Source organism: Mesorhizobium sp. M1078, assembly GCF_040318615.1.
In the GTDB taxonomy this organism is placed as follows: Bacteria; Pseudomonadota; Alphaproteobacteria; order Rhizobiales; family Rhizobiaceae; genus Mesorhizobium.
This window is the reverse complement of the sequence record NZ_JAMYMP010000022.1, coordinates 73,186-88,237: the sequence shown is the minus strand read 5'-3', so window position 1 is coordinate 88,237 and position 15,052 is coordinate 73,186. Positions and strand designations below refer to the sequence as shown.

Annotated in this window: 16 protein-coding genes and 2 tRNA genes; 11 read left to right on the top strand and 7 right to left on the bottom strand. The window is 61.6% G+C overall.

Annotation, left to right across the window (positions count from 1 at the left end; genetic code table 11):
• Nucleotides 1–79 precede the first annotated feature (79 nt).
• The 3 genes from NKH38_RS23995 to NKH38_RS23985 all read right to left on the bottom strand — a co-directional run bounded on the left by NKH38_RS23995 (nucleotide 80) and on the right by NKH38_RS23985 (nucleotide 3,174).
• Nucleotides 80–2,317, bottom strand: coding sequence for a tetratricopeptide repeat protein (locus NKH38_RS23995; RefSeq protein ID WP_352763779.1), 2,238 nt, complete (start codon nucleotides 2,315–2,317; stop codon nucleotides 80–82).
• Nucleotides 2,287–2,736: a caspase family protein gene (locus tag NKH38_RS23990; protein WP_352763776.1), complete on the bottom strand. Its 450-nt coding sequence runs from the start codon at nucleotides 2,734–2,736 to the stop codon at nucleotides 2,287–2,289. The genes NKH38_RS23995 and NKH38_RS23990 overlap by 31 nt, the downstream gene beginning before the upstream one ends.
• A 363-nt stretch (nucleotides 2,737–3,099) precedes the next feature.
• Nucleotides 3,100–3,174, bottom strand: a tRNA-Thr gene (locus NKH38_RS23985).
• Between the two features lie 150 nt (nucleotides 3,175–3,324).
• On the opposite strand from NKH38_RS23985, the gene NKH38_RS23980 reads away from it, so the two are divergent.
• The 11 genes from NKH38_RS23980 (at nucleotide 3,325) to NKH38_RS23930 (ending at nucleotide 10,970) form a co-directional block, all read left to right on the top strand.
• Nucleotides 3,325–3,519: a hypothetical protein gene (locus NKH38_RS23980; RefSeq protein WP_023729050.1), complete on the top strand. Its 195-nt coding sequence runs from the start codon at nucleotides 3,325–3,327 to the stop codon at nucleotides 3,517–3,519.
• Nucleotides 3,520–3,653: 134 nt separating this feature from the next.
• Complete coding sequence (gene murA, locus NKH38_RS23975) at nucleotides 3,654–4,946, top strand: UDP-N-acetylglucosamine 1-carboxyvinyltransferase (RefSeq protein WP_352763772.1); 1,293 nt, start codon at nucleotides 3,654–3,656, stop codon at nucleotides 4,944–4,946.
• 167 nt (nucleotides 4,947–5,113) lie between these two features.
• The gene (locus NKH38_RS23970) at nucleotides 5,114–5,548 is read left to right on the top strand and encodes a DUF2948 family protein (RefSeq protein ID WP_023701831.1); all 435 of its coding nucleotides are present in this window, start codon (nucleotides 5,114–5,116) and stop codon (nucleotides 5,546–5,548) included.
• A gap of 134 nt (nucleotides 5,549–5,682) precedes the next feature.
• Complete coding sequence (hisD, locus tag NKH38_RS23965) at nucleotides 5,683–6,975, top strand: histidinol dehydrogenase (RefSeq protein ID WP_023729049.1); 1,293 nt, start codon at nucleotides 5,683–5,685, stop codon at nucleotides 6,973–6,975.
• Nucleotides 6,976–6,981: 6 nt separating this feature from the next.
• On the top strand, nucleotides 6,982–7,467 hold the full coding sequence (locus tag NKH38_RS23960; RefSeq protein WP_023669283.1) for a UPF0262 family protein: 486 nt from the start codon (nucleotides 6,982–6,984) through the stop codon (nucleotides 7,465–7,467).
• Nucleotides 7,455–7,919, top strand: a complete 465-nt coding sequence (locus NKH38_RS23955) for an arsenate-mycothiol transferase ArsC (protein ID WP_084569868.1) — start codon at nucleotides 7,455–7,457, stop codon at nucleotides 7,917–7,919. Before NKH38_RS23960 ends, NKH38_RS23955 begins: the two co-directional genes overlap by 13 nt.
• Nucleotides 7,920–8,104: 185 nt before the next feature.
• Nucleotides 8,105–8,323: a translation initiation factor IF-1 gene (gene infA, locus NKH38_RS23950; RefSeq protein ID WP_006200926.1), complete on the top strand. Its 219-nt coding sequence runs from the start codon at nucleotides 8,105–8,107 to the stop codon at nucleotides 8,321–8,323.
• A gap of 19 nt (nucleotides 8,324–8,342) precedes the next feature.
• Entirely contained in the window at nucleotides 8,343–8,969 is a 627-nt protein-coding gene (locus NKH38_RS23945; protein WP_023681911.1) for a Maf-like protein, read from the top strand.
• On the top strand, nucleotides 8,966–9,157 hold the full coding sequence (gene yacG / locus NKH38_RS23940) for a DNA gyrase inhibitor YacG (RefSeq protein ID WP_023669280.1): 192 nt from the start codon (nucleotides 8,966–8,968) through the stop codon (nucleotides 9,155–9,157). Before NKH38_RS23945 ends, yacG begins: the two co-directional genes overlap by 4 nt.
• A gap of 214 nt (nucleotides 9,158–9,371) precedes the next feature.
• Nucleotides 9,372–9,447: transfer RNA gene (locus NKH38_RS23935), tRNA-Phe, on the top strand.
• A gap of 212 nt (nucleotides 9,448–9,659) precedes the next feature.
• Nucleotides 9,660–10,970: a tyrosine-type recombinase/integrase gene (locus NKH38_RS23930; RefSeq protein WP_023729047.1), complete on the top strand. Its 1,311-nt coding sequence runs from the start codon at nucleotides 9,660–9,662 to the stop codon at nucleotides 10,968–10,970.
• A gap of 265 nt (nucleotides 10,971–11,235) precedes the next feature.
• On the opposite strand, the gene NKH38_RS23925 is transcribed toward NKH38_RS23930, so the two are convergent.
• The 4 genes from NKH38_RS23925 to NKH38_RS23910 form a co-directional block, all read right to left on the bottom strand.
• The gene (locus NKH38_RS23925) at nucleotides 11,236–12,558 is read right to left on the bottom strand and encodes a type II toxin-antitoxin system HipA family toxin (protein ID WP_050587469.1); all 1,323 of its coding nucleotides are present in this window, start codon (nucleotides 12,556–12,558) and stop codon (nucleotides 11,236–11,238) included.
• Nucleotides 12,559–12,852, bottom strand: coding sequence for a helix-turn-helix domain-containing protein (locus tag NKH38_RS23920; protein WP_023689355.1), 294 nt, complete (start codon nucleotides 12,850–12,852; stop codon nucleotides 12,559–12,561). It lies immediately after the preceding gene.
• 685 nt (nucleotides 12,853–13,537) lie between these two features.
• Nucleotides 13,538–13,816, bottom strand: a complete 279-nt coding sequence (locus NKH38_RS23915; RefSeq protein WP_023689356.1) for a DUF2274 domain-containing protein — start codon at nucleotides 13,814–13,816, stop codon at nucleotides 13,538–13,540.
• Nucleotides 13,817–13,829: 13 nt separating this feature from the next.
• On the bottom strand, nucleotides 13,830–15,047 hold the full coding sequence (locus tag NKH38_RS23910; protein ID WP_023729046.1) for a TraB/TrbI/VirB10 family type IV secretion system protein: 1,218 nt from the start codon (nucleotides 15,045–15,047) through the stop codon (nucleotides 13,830–13,832).
• Nucleotides 15,048–15,052 lie beyond the last annotated feature (5 nt).

Here is a 15,052-nt window from a genome sequence, read left to right as displayed (position 1 = left end):
TGACGTTACACTCCTTCCAAGGCACCTTGCTCTCCTTGCAAAGGGCCGAAAGTGTAACCCATGTCTCCGGAATGAACTGTCACCCATCTCTCGGGAAGGGCACGATCGCCTGCCGCAGGGTCGAGATGTCCCCCGCGCGTTCGCCCCAGTTCGATAGCGTGCCTGCAAGGCTGTAACCAATCGAAGCGAACTCGCCCGGCGCGGCGGTTGCGGTATAGACCTCCCATGCCTGACGATACGCGGTCACCGCCTGAATGTAGTAATCGGTTCCCGTATCGAGATCGCCGAGCGTGTCGTTGACCGATCCCAGATTCTGCTGCAGCGAAGCCCAGTCGAGCGGCAGTTTCTCACGCGGATATTCGGACAGAGCGGCCTGGTACGCGGTGGCTGCCTGCAGCAGCAGTTCCTTGTTCTTCTGCTTGGCGCCGAGGCGCTGCAAGGCGTTGCCGAGCGTCAGCTGGCCGTTGGCCCAGCTCGCCGCGGCGTGCTCGCGCGTCCAAACCGTAAGCGATGCCTCCGCCGCCTCCCGCGCGCGCTGCAACGCGGCGATATCGCCGTTGATCTCGCCGATCGACTCGAATGCGGTGCTCAAATTGTTCTGGATGGTCGCCCATTGCGCCGGCGCGCGTTCCCTGGTCATCTCCTCAGCCGCCGCCTGGAAGGCCGCGACCGATTGCTCAAGCGTCGGTACATCCTTTTCGCGCGCGCCGAGGCTCGCCAGAACGACACCCAGATTGATCTGGCTCAATGCCCAGTCGAGCGGTACGCGCTCTCTGTTGTATTCCGTCAATGCCGCACGATGCGCCTCGATCGCCGCGCGGAAACTGTCCGATGTGGTCTGGCGGTCGCCGATTTCGGACAGCACGATGCCGAGATTGTTCTGCGTCGCCGCCCATTCCAGCGGCAGTTTCTTCAACGACTGCACCTCGAGCGCCGAGCGGAAGGCCGCGACAGCCCGCTCCAGAAGCGCCGTCCCGTTCTCGCGCTGGCCGAGCCGCCAGTAGACCGTGCCCAGATTGCCATAGGTCGATGCCCAGTCGTCGGGGTAGGCGTCATGCGTATAGACGGTCAGCGCCTGCTCATAGGCGGCAGCTGCCTTGTCGAGGTTTTCGCGGCCGGCTTCCCGTTCGCCCAACGTAGCAAGCGTGGCGCCCATATTGTTCTGGGTGGCCGCCCAAAGCAGCGGCAACTTTTCGCGGGTGACATAGGTCAATGCCTGTTCATAGGCTGTCAGGGCCTGGGCGAGATACGCATTGTCGCCGGAGAAGTCCCCTTGTTCCGACAGAGCGTTGGCCTCTGCCGCCTTGTAGTAGAACGCGTCTTCGTCGCTCCATTTGGCAGCTTGCTCGAAGGCCTTGGCGTAATCCTGCGCAGCCTCCTTGAAGTTGAAGGAGATTTCATAAGTCCTGGCACTGCTGGCGAAGACCTTTGCGAATTCCAGCCGCTTTGCCTTCAGCTCGGCCTCGGCCTGGTCGACCGTAGACGAAAGTTCGCCGATGCGGGCCTTGGCCTGCTCGTTGAATTTCTGCGCCGCTTCGAGCGCGCCTTCCTGAACCGCCTGTTCGGCGAGTTTCGATAGCCTGGCAATTTCGGGGTCCGGGTTTTTCAAAGTCTCGCGTTCGGCCAACACGTGTTTCAGCCGTTCGGTCTGGCCACGCAGCAGCTTGTCGAGCTCAGCCGGATCCTTGGGTATGTCGACCCCGAGCGCCTTCAGCATGGCGTAAAGCCCATCCATCGGCACCTTGCCGTCACGCGATATGGTTTCGATCTGGCGGCGCTCCGGATCGGGTAGCGTCGAGATGGTCAGCAGGAGCTGGCGCCGCTCCCTGAGGATTTCGCCCTCATCGCCTTTCGGCGCCTCCGCGGGCGTGCCGAAATAGAGCAGACGGCGCAGGCTCTCATTGACCCAGGGCCGCTGCTGGCCATTGGTCTTGAGATAGACCTCCTCGCCGATCATGCGCAAAACGGTGCCGAATTCCTCGCCGCCCATCGTGTCGATGTGGCGCAGGATCGCTGCCGAATAAGGGCTGTTGCCGTCGGCCGGACCGTCCAGCGCAACCTTGCCGGGCTCGGCGGCAAAGGCGATGACCTGGCCGAGGCTGTCGTCGACCGAGCCCTTGGCCTCGGCGCCACCTTTCAGGGAAACCACGCCGCGCGTTTCGCCGAGACCGCCGGCGCCGATCGGCTTGCCTTCGTCGCCCGGCGCCAGCTTCAGGAGCGTGCCCGGCGGGAACGGATCGTTGCGGCAGGCGTCCAGCAGAACGATGGTGACCGGCACCTTGGCCTTCAGTTCGGCGACGATGGACGACAGCGGCACCAGCTTTCGCCGGCATTGTCGAGCGCCGAGATATCGGCATCGACAGGGACCAGATAATTCTCGCCGCCGGCTTCGATGCCGTGGCCGGAATAGTAGATGATGGCGACATCGGCGCCCTCGGCATCGTCGACGAAGCCTTCGAGATCGCGCCGCAATTTGCGTGCGTCGCGATTGGTGGCGACATTTGTCTCGAAGCCGAGCTTGTCGAACATCTCCTCGATGGCGCGGGCGTCGTTTTCCGGATTGGGCAGTTTGCCGACATGCTGGTACTCGGACTGACCGATGATGAGCGCGACGCCTTTCAGCGCCTTCGGCTCTTCAGCCAAAGCGGGGCCAAACGCGCATAGGCACAGCGCCAGTGCCGCAGCAATTGCCGCACACGTGCGCCCTGTCGCACCTGCCGTTCGCCCGAAGAGCATTCTCTACCCCAAATCCCGACGCTATCTTCCGCAAGCGAGATGGCATCATGATGGCCGGCCGATGGCAAGTCCTTGGGCGAGCTGTGTTCTTGTCGTGGATATGCGTACGAGGCGGCTGGCTTTCAGCGTGCGCGCGGTAGTGTTCAGCATGCCGGATACGGCCAGTCCGGCCTGTTCATGAGTTGACAGGTCCGGACTTGTTGAGCAGTCGTCCGGCCCGTAGAGCCTCTTTCTCTCAATGTTTCCGGGCGAGGGGGCCACGGTTGGATGGCGGGATTGGCACTTTTGCGTCAGCCGGCTTTTTTGGTCCGCAACGAGACCCCGACTTCGCGACTGCATCTTTTTAAAATCAAAGGAATGAACTGGTGCTGCGAGAGAGGATTGAACTCTCGACCTCTCCCTTACCAAGGGAGTGCTCTACCACTGAGCTACCGCAGCCGCTGATGGCGGGGCTTCTGCCATATAGAACCGGCAAGCGCAAGGCGTCTGTGAAAGGCTTTGCCAGACAAGTTTCGCTGACATGGCGGCGCCACAATGCTAGCTATCCCTTGAACGGCAGGCCCTGCCAGTCGCGGGCGGGACGGAACGATGGACGACAAGACAATTCCACCGAAAAAGGCTGATCCGGCAAAAAAGGACGGGACTAACCGCAAGGACCGTCTGGCCGAGCAGTTGCGCGCCAATCTCATGAAGCGCAAGACGCAAGCGCGTTCGCGGCGCACCGGTGACGCTGACCAGCGCCCGGAAGGCCTGGCGGCTGCTGAAAAAATGCACAAGGACTGACCGATATCGGCCACACTGGCCGGCCAACTTGGCCAACGGGCTCAGGAATCTTGAACCAAGCCGGCCAATGGTCTAGACGGGCCGATACGCAAACTGACGAAAACCGGCCTTTCGGGCCGAGGGGACATTCTCTCATGGATCGCATCAGAATTGTCGGCGGCAACAAGCTCGCCGGAAGCATTCCGATTTCGGGCGCGAAAAACGCCGCTTTGCCGCTGATGATCGCCTCGCTGCTCACCGACGACACGCTGACGCTGGAAAACGTGCCGCATCTGGCCGATGTAGAGCAGCTGATCCGCATTCTCGGCAATCACGGCGTCGACTATTCGGTCAACGGCCGCCGCGAGAAGCAGAATGAGGGCTATTCGCGCACCATCAACTTCTCGGCCCGAAACATCGTCGACACGACCGCGCCCTACGAGCTGGTGTCGAAGATGCGGGCGTCGTTCTGGGTGATCGGCCCGCTGCTGGCCCGGATGGGCGAGGCGAAAGTGTCGCTGCCCGGCGGTTGCGCCATCGGCACGCGGCCGGTCGACCTGTTCCTTGAAGGCCTGCAGGCGCTGGGCGCCGACATCGATGTCGACACTGGTTATGTGCTGGCCAAGACCAGGAACGGCCGCCTCGTCGGCAATCGCTATGTGTTCCCGAAAGTCTCCGTCGGCGCCACCCATGTGCTGATGATGGCGGCGGCGCTGGCCAAGGGTGAGACGGTACTCGAAAACGCCGCCTGCGAGCCCGAGATCGTCAACCTCGCCGAATGCCTCAACGCCATGGGCGCAAAAATTTCCGGCGCCGGCACGCCTGTTATCACCATCGATGGCGTCGAGTCGCTGTCGGGCGCGCGCGTGCGCGTCATCCCCGACCGCATCGAGACCGGGACCTATGCCATGGCTGTGGCCATGACCGGCGGCGATGTCGTGCTCGAAGGCGCCCGCCCCGAGCTGCTACAGACCGCGTTGGATGTGATTGCCCAGACCGGTACCGAGATCACGCCGATCAATTCCGGCATTCGCGTCCGGCGCAACGGCGCCGGCATTTCGCCGGTCGACGTGACGACGGCGCCGTTCCCGGCCTTCCCGACCGATCTGCAGGCGCAGTTCATGGGCCTGATGACCATGGCCAAGGGCAAGTCGCGCATCACCGAGACCATCTTTGAAAACCGCTTCATGCATGTGCAGGAACTGGCCCGGCTCGGCGCCCACATCACGCTGTCCGGCCAAACGGCGATCGTCGACGGCGTCTCCAAGCTGAAGGGCGCGCCCGTGATGGCGACCGATCTGCGCGCCTCGGTGTCGCTGGTCATCGCCGGTCTGGCGGCCGAAGGCGAAACGACGGTCAACCGCGTCTACCACCTCGACCGCGGTTTTGAGCGGCTGGAAGAAAAGCTCTCCAATTGCGGCGCGGTGATCGAGCGGATTTCGGCTTGACCGCACGGCAGTTGCTTCAGACAGACAGGCGTCTGGTGCTGCCTTCATTCACCGCCAACACTTCAAACCCGAGGCGCTAGCCTCGGGTTGAATTTGTGTCGCGGTTGCACGGACCGGAAAGACCGCCTAACAGAAGGCTGAAACCAACTTTCAGGTGTGCATTCGGCATGGCAGCCCTCAAACTCGTTGCGCTCGACGATCAGGATCTGAGCATCGTCTCGGCTCACGTCCAGGACGCCGTGATGAAGGTCTCGGATCTCGAATACCTGCCTTCGGCCAAGCGTTTCATTTTGACCATGAACCGCTTCGTCTGGGAGGCGAAATCCGGATTGTTCAGCCCGCACAATGAGCGGCGCCAGGCGGTGTTGCATTTCGACCGCGTGCTCGGCGCCAAGACCAGCGGCATTGCCCGCGATCGGCCGGCCGAGGTGCTGTCGCTTCTGGCAATCAGCTTTATCGAAATCAGCAAGCCGGCCGGCATCGTCGAATTGGTCTTTTCCGGCGGCGGCGCGATCATGCTCGACGTCGAATGCATCGAGGCACGGCTTGCCGACATAGGCGGCGCTTGGGAAGCCACCTCGCGTCCGGTGCACAGGGTCTAGAGCATGATCCCAAAAAGTGGGTGCCGGTTTTTGTTGGACAAAACGGGAATCGTTTGTCCAGAGATCATGCTCCAACAAAGGGCTAGATGATGATGAGATTTCAAGCAAATCTCACCATGATCTAGACGCAGCCGATGGCCATTACGCTTATCCAATCCGATGCCGGTTTCGCGCAGCGTTTCGCCGCCTTCCTGACCACCAAGCGGGAAGTATCGGAGGACGTCGACACTGCCGTGCGCGCCATCATTGCGCGGGTTCGTGCCGAGGGCGACGCTGCCCTGGTCGACTACACGCTGAAATTCGACAAGGCCGACCTCAATAGTCTCGGCATCGCCGTGTCGAAGGACGACATCGCGCAGGCCTACAAAGACGCCGATCCGCAGACGGTCGATGCGCTCAAGTTCGCGCGCGACCGCATCCGATCCCATCACGAGCGACAAATGCCCAAGGACGATCGCTATACCGATGCCGCTGGGGTCGAGTTGGGTTCGCGCTGGACGGCGATCGAGGCGGTCGGGCTCTATGTGCCGGGCGGCACGGCAAGCTATCCAAGCTCGGTGCTGATGAACGCCGTGCCGGCCAGGGTGGCGGGCGTCGAGCGCATCGTCATTGTCGTGCCGGCGCCGGGCGGCATCATCAATCCGCTGGTGCTGGTGGCAGCCGATATATCAGGCGTTTCGGAGATTTACCGCGTCGGCGGCGCGCAGGCGATTGCCGCCCTTGCCTATGGCACGCAGACGATCCGGCCGGTCGCCAAGATCGTCGGACCGGGCAATGCCTATGTCGCCGCCGCCAAGCGCCAGGTCTTCGGCACGGTCGGCATCGACATGATTGCCGGACCGTCTGAAGTGCTGGTGGTGGCCGACGGCAGCAACGATCCCGACTGGATCGCCGCCGATCTTCTGGCGCAGGCCGAGCACGACGTGTCGGCGCAATCGATCCTGATCACCAACGATCCTGCGTTTGGAAAAGCAGTCGAACAGGCGGTCGAGCGCCAATTGCTGAGCCTGCCGCGCGCCGAGACGGCGGCTGCCAGCTGGCGCGATTTCGGCGCGGTGATCCTGGTGGAGACCATCGAAGCCGCGCTGCCGCTGGTCGACCGCATCGCCGCCGAACATGTGGAACTCGCCATCGACGATGCCGAGGGCTTCCTGGCCAGGATGCGCAATGCGGGCGCTGTGTTTCTGGGACGCCATACGCCCGAAGTCATCGGCGACTATGTCGGCGGCTCCAACCACGTGCTGCCGACGGCGCGTTCGGCGCGCTTCTCTTCGGGCCTGTCGGTGCTCGATTTCGTCAAGCGCACCTCGATCCTGAAGCTCGGGCCGGAGCAGCTGAGAGCACTTGCGCCGGCGGCGATTGCGCTGGCCAAGGCGGAAGGCCTCGACGCGCATGGCCGCTCCGTCGCCATCCGGCTGAACATGTAGGCGGCGATGGCGGACGGCGATCAAACCCGCGCAAGGCTGATCGATGTCGAGCTCGACGAGTCGATCGGCCGTTCGACGCCCGATGTCGAACATGAGCGCGCGGTTGCGATCTTCGACCTGATCGAAGAAAACAGCTTTCAGCCGGTCAACGATGACGGCGCCGGGCCTTATCGGCTGAAGCTCTCGCTGGCCGAATCCCGGCTGGTGTTTGCGGTCGCCCGCGAGGATGGTGCTGATGTCGTCACCCATATCCTGTCGCTGACGCCGCTCAGGCGCATCGTCAAGGACTACTACCTGATCTGCGAAAGCTATTACGACGCCATCCGCTCCTCGACGCCGAGCCATATCGAGGCGATCGACATGGGCCGGCGCGGCCTGCACAATGAAGGCTCGCAGACGTTGATGGACCGGCTGGCCGGCAAGATCGACATCGACTTCGACACGGCGCGGCGGCTGTTCACGCTGGTCTGCGTGCTGCACTGGCGGGGTTAGACCTGACTGGGGCGCCCCGCTCGATCCTGTTCTTGTGCGGCATGAACGCCGTGCGCTCGCCGATGGCCGAGCAGCTGGCGCGGCGCATGCTGCCGCCGGCCACTTTCGTCGCCTCTGCCGGCGTGCACAGGGGCGAGCGCGATCCGTTCGTCGACGCGGTGCTGGCCGAAGAGGGCCTGACGCTGGGCGAGCGCCAGCCGCGCTCGATGGACGATCTCGAGGACGATTATTTCGACCTGGTCGTCACCCTGGCGCCGGAAGCCCACCACGCCGCGCTCGAACTCACCCGCTCGCTTGCCGTCGACGTCGAATACTGGCCGATGCCGGATCCGACCGATGTCGGCGGTAGGCGCGAGCAGATCATGGCCAGCTATCGCGACGTGAGAGAACGGCTGAAAGCGCGCATTAGCCGACGTTTTCTGCTTCCGGAGGTAAAAAACGCGGCGGATTGATGCATGTCGCTCAAAAGCGGTCCCGGTTTTGAGACAACGACATGCATAAAACGAAAGCTTGGAGCGCGTCGCTTATGACGCGATCTAAGCGTGTTCACAAGCGCACGATTATCATATAGGTTCCGCCGAAATTCCGGCCTGGGCGCTCCAGGGCGCCGGAACTGCAATCCAAGCAAAGGTATCGAATGCCGAAGGAAGAAGTCCTCGAGTTTCCGGGTGTCGTGACGGAATTGTTGCCCAACGCGATGTTCCGGGTGAAGCTCGAAAACGAACACGAGATCATCGCCCATACGGCTGGCCGCATGCGCAAGAACCGCATCCGTGTGCTGACCGGCGACAAGGTCCTGGTCGAGATGACGCCCTATGACCTGACCAAGGGCCGCATCACCTACCGTTTCAAGTAACAGTCCGGCGCGAACCGCGATGAGCATCCTGCAGAAGCTCGTGCTTGCCTCTGGTTCGCCGCGCCGGATCGAACTGTTGCAACAGGCCGGCATCGAGCCGGACCGCGTGCTGCCAGCCGATGTCGACGAAACGCCGCTGCGCGCCGAACATCCGCGCTCGCTGGCCAAGCGGCTGTCGAAGGAAAAGGCCGAGAAGGCGCTGGCCTCGCTGAAAAGCGAGGAAGACTATGCGCCAAGTTTCGTGCTGGCCGCCGATACGGTGGTCGCGGTCGGACGCCGCATCCTGCCCAAGGCCGAGACGCTGGACGACGCCGCCAATTGCCTTGGACTGCTTTCGGGCCGTTCGCACCGGGTCTATTCCGGCATCTGCCTGATTACGCCGGGCGGCAAGCTGCGCCAAAGGCTGGTTGAATCCAGGGTACGCTTCAAGCGGCTTCCACGCGAGGAGATCGACGCCTATGTCGCCTCCGGCGAATGGCGCGGCAAGGCCGGCGGCTATGCCGTCCAGGGTCTCGCCGGTTCGTTCGTCGTCAAGCTGGTCGGCTCCTACACCAACATTGTCGGCCTGCCGCTCTACGAGACAGTGGCGCTGCTTTCGGGCGAAGGCTTCAAGGTCCACACCAGCTGGCATACCGCGCGGCCATGAGCCTGGACGATAAGGTCACACCACTGCGCCCGAAGCGCCCCTGCCCCGAATGCGGCAAGCCGTCGGCGCGCGAGACCTATCCGTTCTGCTCGAAGCGCTGCAAGGACATCGACCTCAACCGCTGGCTGAAGGGCGCCTATGTCATCACCGCGCGGGATGACGAGGACGAGAGCGACGAGCCGAAGTAGGGTTTGGGCGGTGCCGGCCGCGCAATTCCACTTCGCCGACCTTACGCAATTGCTGCTTTGCCGGCGTCGGTGTTGTCTGCGACAATTGCCCCGGAAAATCAGCGCTTAGGCGCTGGACAGGCCGGATTCCCGTGCTATAACCCACGCGCTTTCAAGGGGTGCCCCACGGCGCTTTCCTGAAATCCGGTCAGGCGATGTCTCGTTTGCCGGCGAGGCCCAGATAGCTCAGTTGGTAGAGCAGCGGACTGAAAATCCGCGTGTCGGTGGTTCGAATCCGCCTCTGGGCACCATCCCCTCTTCTCCCGACACTCCGTTTAGCCGAACCGTCTACGCTGCAGCTTCTGCAAGCGACTGGAATTATTGATTTTTTGCTGTCGCATTGCGCAATTAGGCGTGACAGAGAGCGCTTCGGGCGCATTTGATCCAACGAGGCGGGGGGATGGTATTTCCGTTGGTATTCGACATCCTGATGGTATCGAAACAGCCAAGGGAGACCTGACGAATGGCCCTATCCGACGTGAAATGTCGAAACGCCCGCCCTGCTTCCAAACTCGCGAAATTGTCTGACGGGGGCGGGCTGCAGCTATGGGTACAGCCCACGGGCTCTCGCCTCTGGCGGCTCGCCTACCGCTTTGACGGCAAGCAGAAACTGCTCGCGCTGGGCAGCTATCCCCTTATCTCTCTCGCCGAGGCACGGGAGGCGCGCGATGATGCTAAAAGGCTCCTGCTAGCTGGCGTCGACCCTGGAAAGGAACGCAGCTTGCGGAAGGCCGATTCGGCAAAGGACTCCTTTCGCTCAATCGCGGACGAATATGTTGACAAGCTGAAGAAGGAGGGACGTGCCGACCGGACGATCAGCAAGGTCAAATGGCTGCTCGACTTTGCCTATCCGATAATCGGCGACAAGTGCATTCGGGAGATCGAGCCGGCCAGCATCCTTACCGCCCTCCGTCGCGTGGAGGTTCGCGGTCGATATGAGTCGGCCAGGCGACTGCGCTCCACCATCGGCAGCGTGTTTCGATACGCGATCGCGACCGCACGCGCCGAGACAGATCCGACCTTCGCCCTCAGAGGCGCACTCATCAGTCCGAAGGTAACGTCTCGCGCCGCGATTACCGATCCGAAGGCCTTGGGCGGTTTGCTGAGGGCGATCCATGCATTTGACGGACAGCCTACAACGCGAGCCGGTCTGAAGCTGATAGCGCTGCTGTTTCCCCGCCCAGGCGAGCTTCGCGCCGCTGAATGGGAAGAGTTCGATTTTGAAAGCTCGGTGTGGACGATCCCTGAAGCACGCATGAAAATGCGACGGCCGCACCGCATACCCCTATCAAAGCAAGCGATCAGCGTCCTGACTTCACTGAGAGAAATCTCTGGTGATGGATCGCTGCTGTTTCCTAGTGTTCGATCGGCTTCGCGTCCGATTTCCGACAATACCCTTAACGCCGCACTGCGTCGTATGGGTTACAGCAAGGAAGAAGCTACCGCGCATGGTTTTCGAGCAACGGCATCAACTCTGCTGAACGAATGCGGCAAGTGGCATCCGGACGCGATAGAGCGGCAGCTGGCCCACATTGAGAACAACGACGTTCGGCGCGCCTACGCCCGGGCAGAGCACTGGGACGAGCGCGTCGAGATGATGCAGTGGTGGGCCGATTATCTGGATGAACTCAAGAGCAAAAACCTGCGGGTGATCTCAATCGAGGGACGCCGCAAGCCTGCTGTCCACACACCAACGCGACCATCCACTTTGAAACCAACAGAGGCCGTTCATCAAACGCCGATACAAATCTCCAACCGCCGGAAATCATACTGACCGTCGAAAAACGCCACAACTCGACGCCAAATCGTAGGCCCGCATTGTCAGATTTTCCGGAGAGAAAGTTGACCGCGTTCGGCGGGAAGCTGCCGTTCTGCAGCCGACCCCATTTCCGTCATTCAAGCTGCCGATGGCCGGTTCCGAAACCGGCCATCTACCCGGCCCGGGGCCCGCGCGCTATTAGAGCGAGAATCCCGTGGGCAGTGTGCGGTCCGTCCGTTTCGCCGGCATTAGTCCGTGGATCCGCTATCCCCGCCCGACTTTAACCTCCACAACCTTCCTCTCCATAGATCCGGGACAAGCCCTTGATGCGCGTCGCGATCGCGTCGACGAGGCGACCAACGATCTCATGGATGATCCCCTCCTGGCGAAGCTCTTGGGCGCACTCCGACGCCATATCGGGCATCACCGCGAGCTGATGGCGGATCGTCCGCACCGTGTACTCGCCGCCAACCTTTGCTGAGGACGCACAGCGCCCCCAGTGGCGCGGCATGATCTCCTCGATGGGATAGACTCTGTCGATCTTCATCGCCAGTTTAAGGTCGCGCATCTCAGATTGGATCTCTCCCCCGAGGTGCGGCAGAATGGAGGAGATGTCGTAGAGCGGAGCTAGGCGGGCCTCGCCCTGGGCTCCGAGCAGCATCGAGTAGTTCTTTGCATGCGCGTCCGTGCCGGCGATGATCCAGTTGAAGACGTTCGCGGCCATGAAGATCTGACGGTCTTGGACGGGGTCGAGGGAGGCCGACAGCACCTTTCTGGAGATCGTCGTGATACCTGGCCCACCCTGGTTCTCGTACTTGAGCGTCGGCATCACCGACAGGGCCTGGCACATGTCCTCCTGATGGATGCGGATGGTCTTGCCCTCGTTGTTGCGGCGGTCGTAGCGCTCGATAACGATTGCCTTTTCGCCTGCGAAGTCGAGAACCTGGCTATGTGCAGCGTCCATGCCGAGCTTGGATGCAAGCTGCAGGCAGAAATGCTCGTTCTCGGTATGCCCGTGCAAGTGCGGCAAAGGCGGCTTGAAGATGTGTGTCGTGGGCGTGTCGCCTAGAGGGATCCCCCAGCGATTGTTGCCCTTATCGAAATGGAACGCCGTCTTTGCCTGCGCACCAGCGAGACTGAACTGACCAGGATCGCCGATTCGCCGGGTCGCTGCACCATCTTTGCGCAGATCGCGCAGGCGGTCGCCGATCTGCGCCTCGGTGAGCAACTCCACGTTCTCGCCGCGGGAAATCTGGTCGCCACGCGAAAGGAACTGGACGGCGCCGGCGCAGTCGCGGCCGACATTCTTGAGCAGGGCAAACGGGTTTCGGGCGGAGACCTGGAACCTCTGCGCCCATCTGGCGAGGGTCTGCTCATTATCCGGCAGTAGGCCCCAGAGGAATGCCTCGACGACCTTGCCCTCGTAGGTCCTGGTGATCGTCGGCATGGACAGGGAGAGCGGGATCGCCACCGGGCCTTCCATCCATGCCTCGTGATAGGAGAACGAAAGCTTGCCGCCCTGCAGGTGGTGGAGCCCCCCAACCGGTCTGCCAGCGATATAGACGTCGAGGGTGTCGATCGGGTTCATCATGATCATCGTCATCTAGAGCTTGTAGGGAATCTCGTCGTCGTCATCGTCGACATGCCGTTCATCGGCATTATGATGATGATCAGCCGACGTCGGCGCCGGCGGGATCTGAAAGTCCATCTCCACACCAAGCGTGGTCAGCGCCAGCAGCACGTTGCCGATCTCGGCGCTGGGCTTGCCGTTCTCGATCCACGACACCCACGTCTGCGTCGTGGTGATCATTTTGGCCAAGGCAGCCTGTGACAGGCCGCGCCGGGTGCGGGCCTCCTTGATCAGGATTCCAATGTCGCGAGCTGTTCTGATCTTCATGGCGTATACGATTTCTGTATGAGCTAGCCTGATATAGGCTCGTATATGACGGGTGTCAATATACGTTACTATATCAATTTAACGCTATATACGTTCACATATCGGCAACCTTCATATACCAACCTATATAAAATCATTGCGCCACGCAACAATGTGCGATCGACCTTTCGCCACGGTACCATCGAGAATGACCGCTGGTCGAGAACTCAACAACTTGTCGGGGCCGGGAGCGGTCCGGTCCGCTATTCAATTACTGTTGGCGAGAAGCTGTCATTCAGCATCCGGTCTGGCGGCATCGTGACAAGATCGATTTTTGTCCGAAGAGAACGAGGCCGGCCGCAAGAAAAAGCCACGGCTTTTATGCACTTATTGTCTAGCAGGCTTAGTTGTTCCCCTGAAACTTGAATCTCCCTCAGACTCAGTGTCTTCTCAAGGTAGCCGCTGGGAATTAGACATGCCTTCAGGCTCGTTTCAACACCGCGTGTGGCAATGGATTGTCGCGTGCTTTCCGACGCCGGCTCACCTCGATGTACAGGAGCGCAATCATCGCTTCCTTGAAGAGGCGCTCGAACTCGCTCAGGCGAATTCCTGCACAAAGGAGGAGGCACTCGAACTGGTGGAGTACGGACCGGCGGCAACGCGGTCAGGATCAAGAACCTAGCGTGCTCCACAACGACACCAAGCGCTAACCGTTGTCCAGTGTGGAAGATGATTGCCTTCGTGGTTTCTCCGACGCGCCGGCGCCCGGCAGACCTTCCTTTCTGGCCTTGGCAAACGCCCGGTCGCCTTCCAGGAACCCGACCAGCATAAAGGGGATCAGTTCCGCCACCGTTTCGGACTCGCCATAGGTCTCACGGTAAAGTGCGGCATAGTCGTTGAGTGCTTGGCTCAAGTCGGCGCCAACGGTGATGGTGATCTTCGAAGGTGTCCGGTCCGGAAGTTTTCCGAGTTTCAGGTTAGCCATGAAGTCCTCCTGTTCACCCCGTGTATGGCCGCAACACGAGGTCCTTGTGCACGATGACGCGCAACGGCCAACCAGGGCGCACGGTGATCGTGGGTTGGACGTTCAGGTTCTTTTCAGTGATCCGTTGGCCCGCTTGACTGACGTTCTGCTGGGTGGATTCACGAATTGCCTTGACCAAGTCGCTTTCATTTTCCCCAAAGCTCAACTCGGTACCAACCCCCAGCAATGTGGCTACCGCGACGCCCTTGATCAACTGCCAAGTATGGAAATCCACCTTGTCCTCGAGCCCGGCATAGCCGGCCGCGTCGGTCACGGGCAGATTGTCGATTTCGGTAGAGGAGCCGTCCGGCATCACGATGCGTTGCCACACCAACAGAGCGCGCCTTTGCCCAAAGGCTACAACGCTGTCGTAGGTGCCGATCAGCCGTGAGCCCTGCGGGATGAGCAGGATGCTGCCGGTGACGCTGTCGTGCACATTCTCGGTGATCTGGGCGACGACAAGGCCGGGCAGATCGGAATTGATGCCGGTGATCAGGCTTGCAGCGATCACGCTACCGGCCATGATCTGATAGGGCGAAGCCGGCGTCTGCAGTGCATGCGGGTTGTAGATCCCGCCGGTGTTCCGTTGATCGATGAAATCGAGCTTGCGCTGTTGATTGTTCTGGTCGCCCTCGGCCGGCGCGACGGAAGCTCGCTGGCCTTCGGTATCTGGCTGCGGAGACGCCGTCTCGAAAGGCGAACGTCCGCCCTGCCCATTGCCAAAAGCTTCCGTCTGCTGGGGCCGGTTTTCGATGCGGAAGAGGACTTGCGACTCGCGCGCCTCAATCGCTTGTTGTGCAAGCCGCTGCGCCTCGGCGGAAACGTCTTGCCCAGGTGCGATGCCAAGCTGGCGCTGGTGCTCGAGAATAGGACGGCCGAGATCCCCGGGCAGCGGCGGTCCAAGCACCGGAGCCTTCGGCTTGCTCCCGGAATAGTCCTTGGGCAGCGATTCAAGTCCCTCGGCGGTCGGGTTGCGGTCGGTGCTGTAAAGCTCTTCAGCCTGCTGCTTCAGGCGCAGTGCCGGCCCCTGCAGCGCCATCATCGTGACGCCAAAGATGGTGGCGGAGCCAACAGCTGCGATCGCGACGATTATGCCGCGCTTGAAGCGCACGGCCCGGCGCGGTGAGGCCCGCAGCTGCAGCTGTTCGGGATCGAGTTTGGGCGGAACATTGGGGCGGGACGTGTCGGTCATGAGCC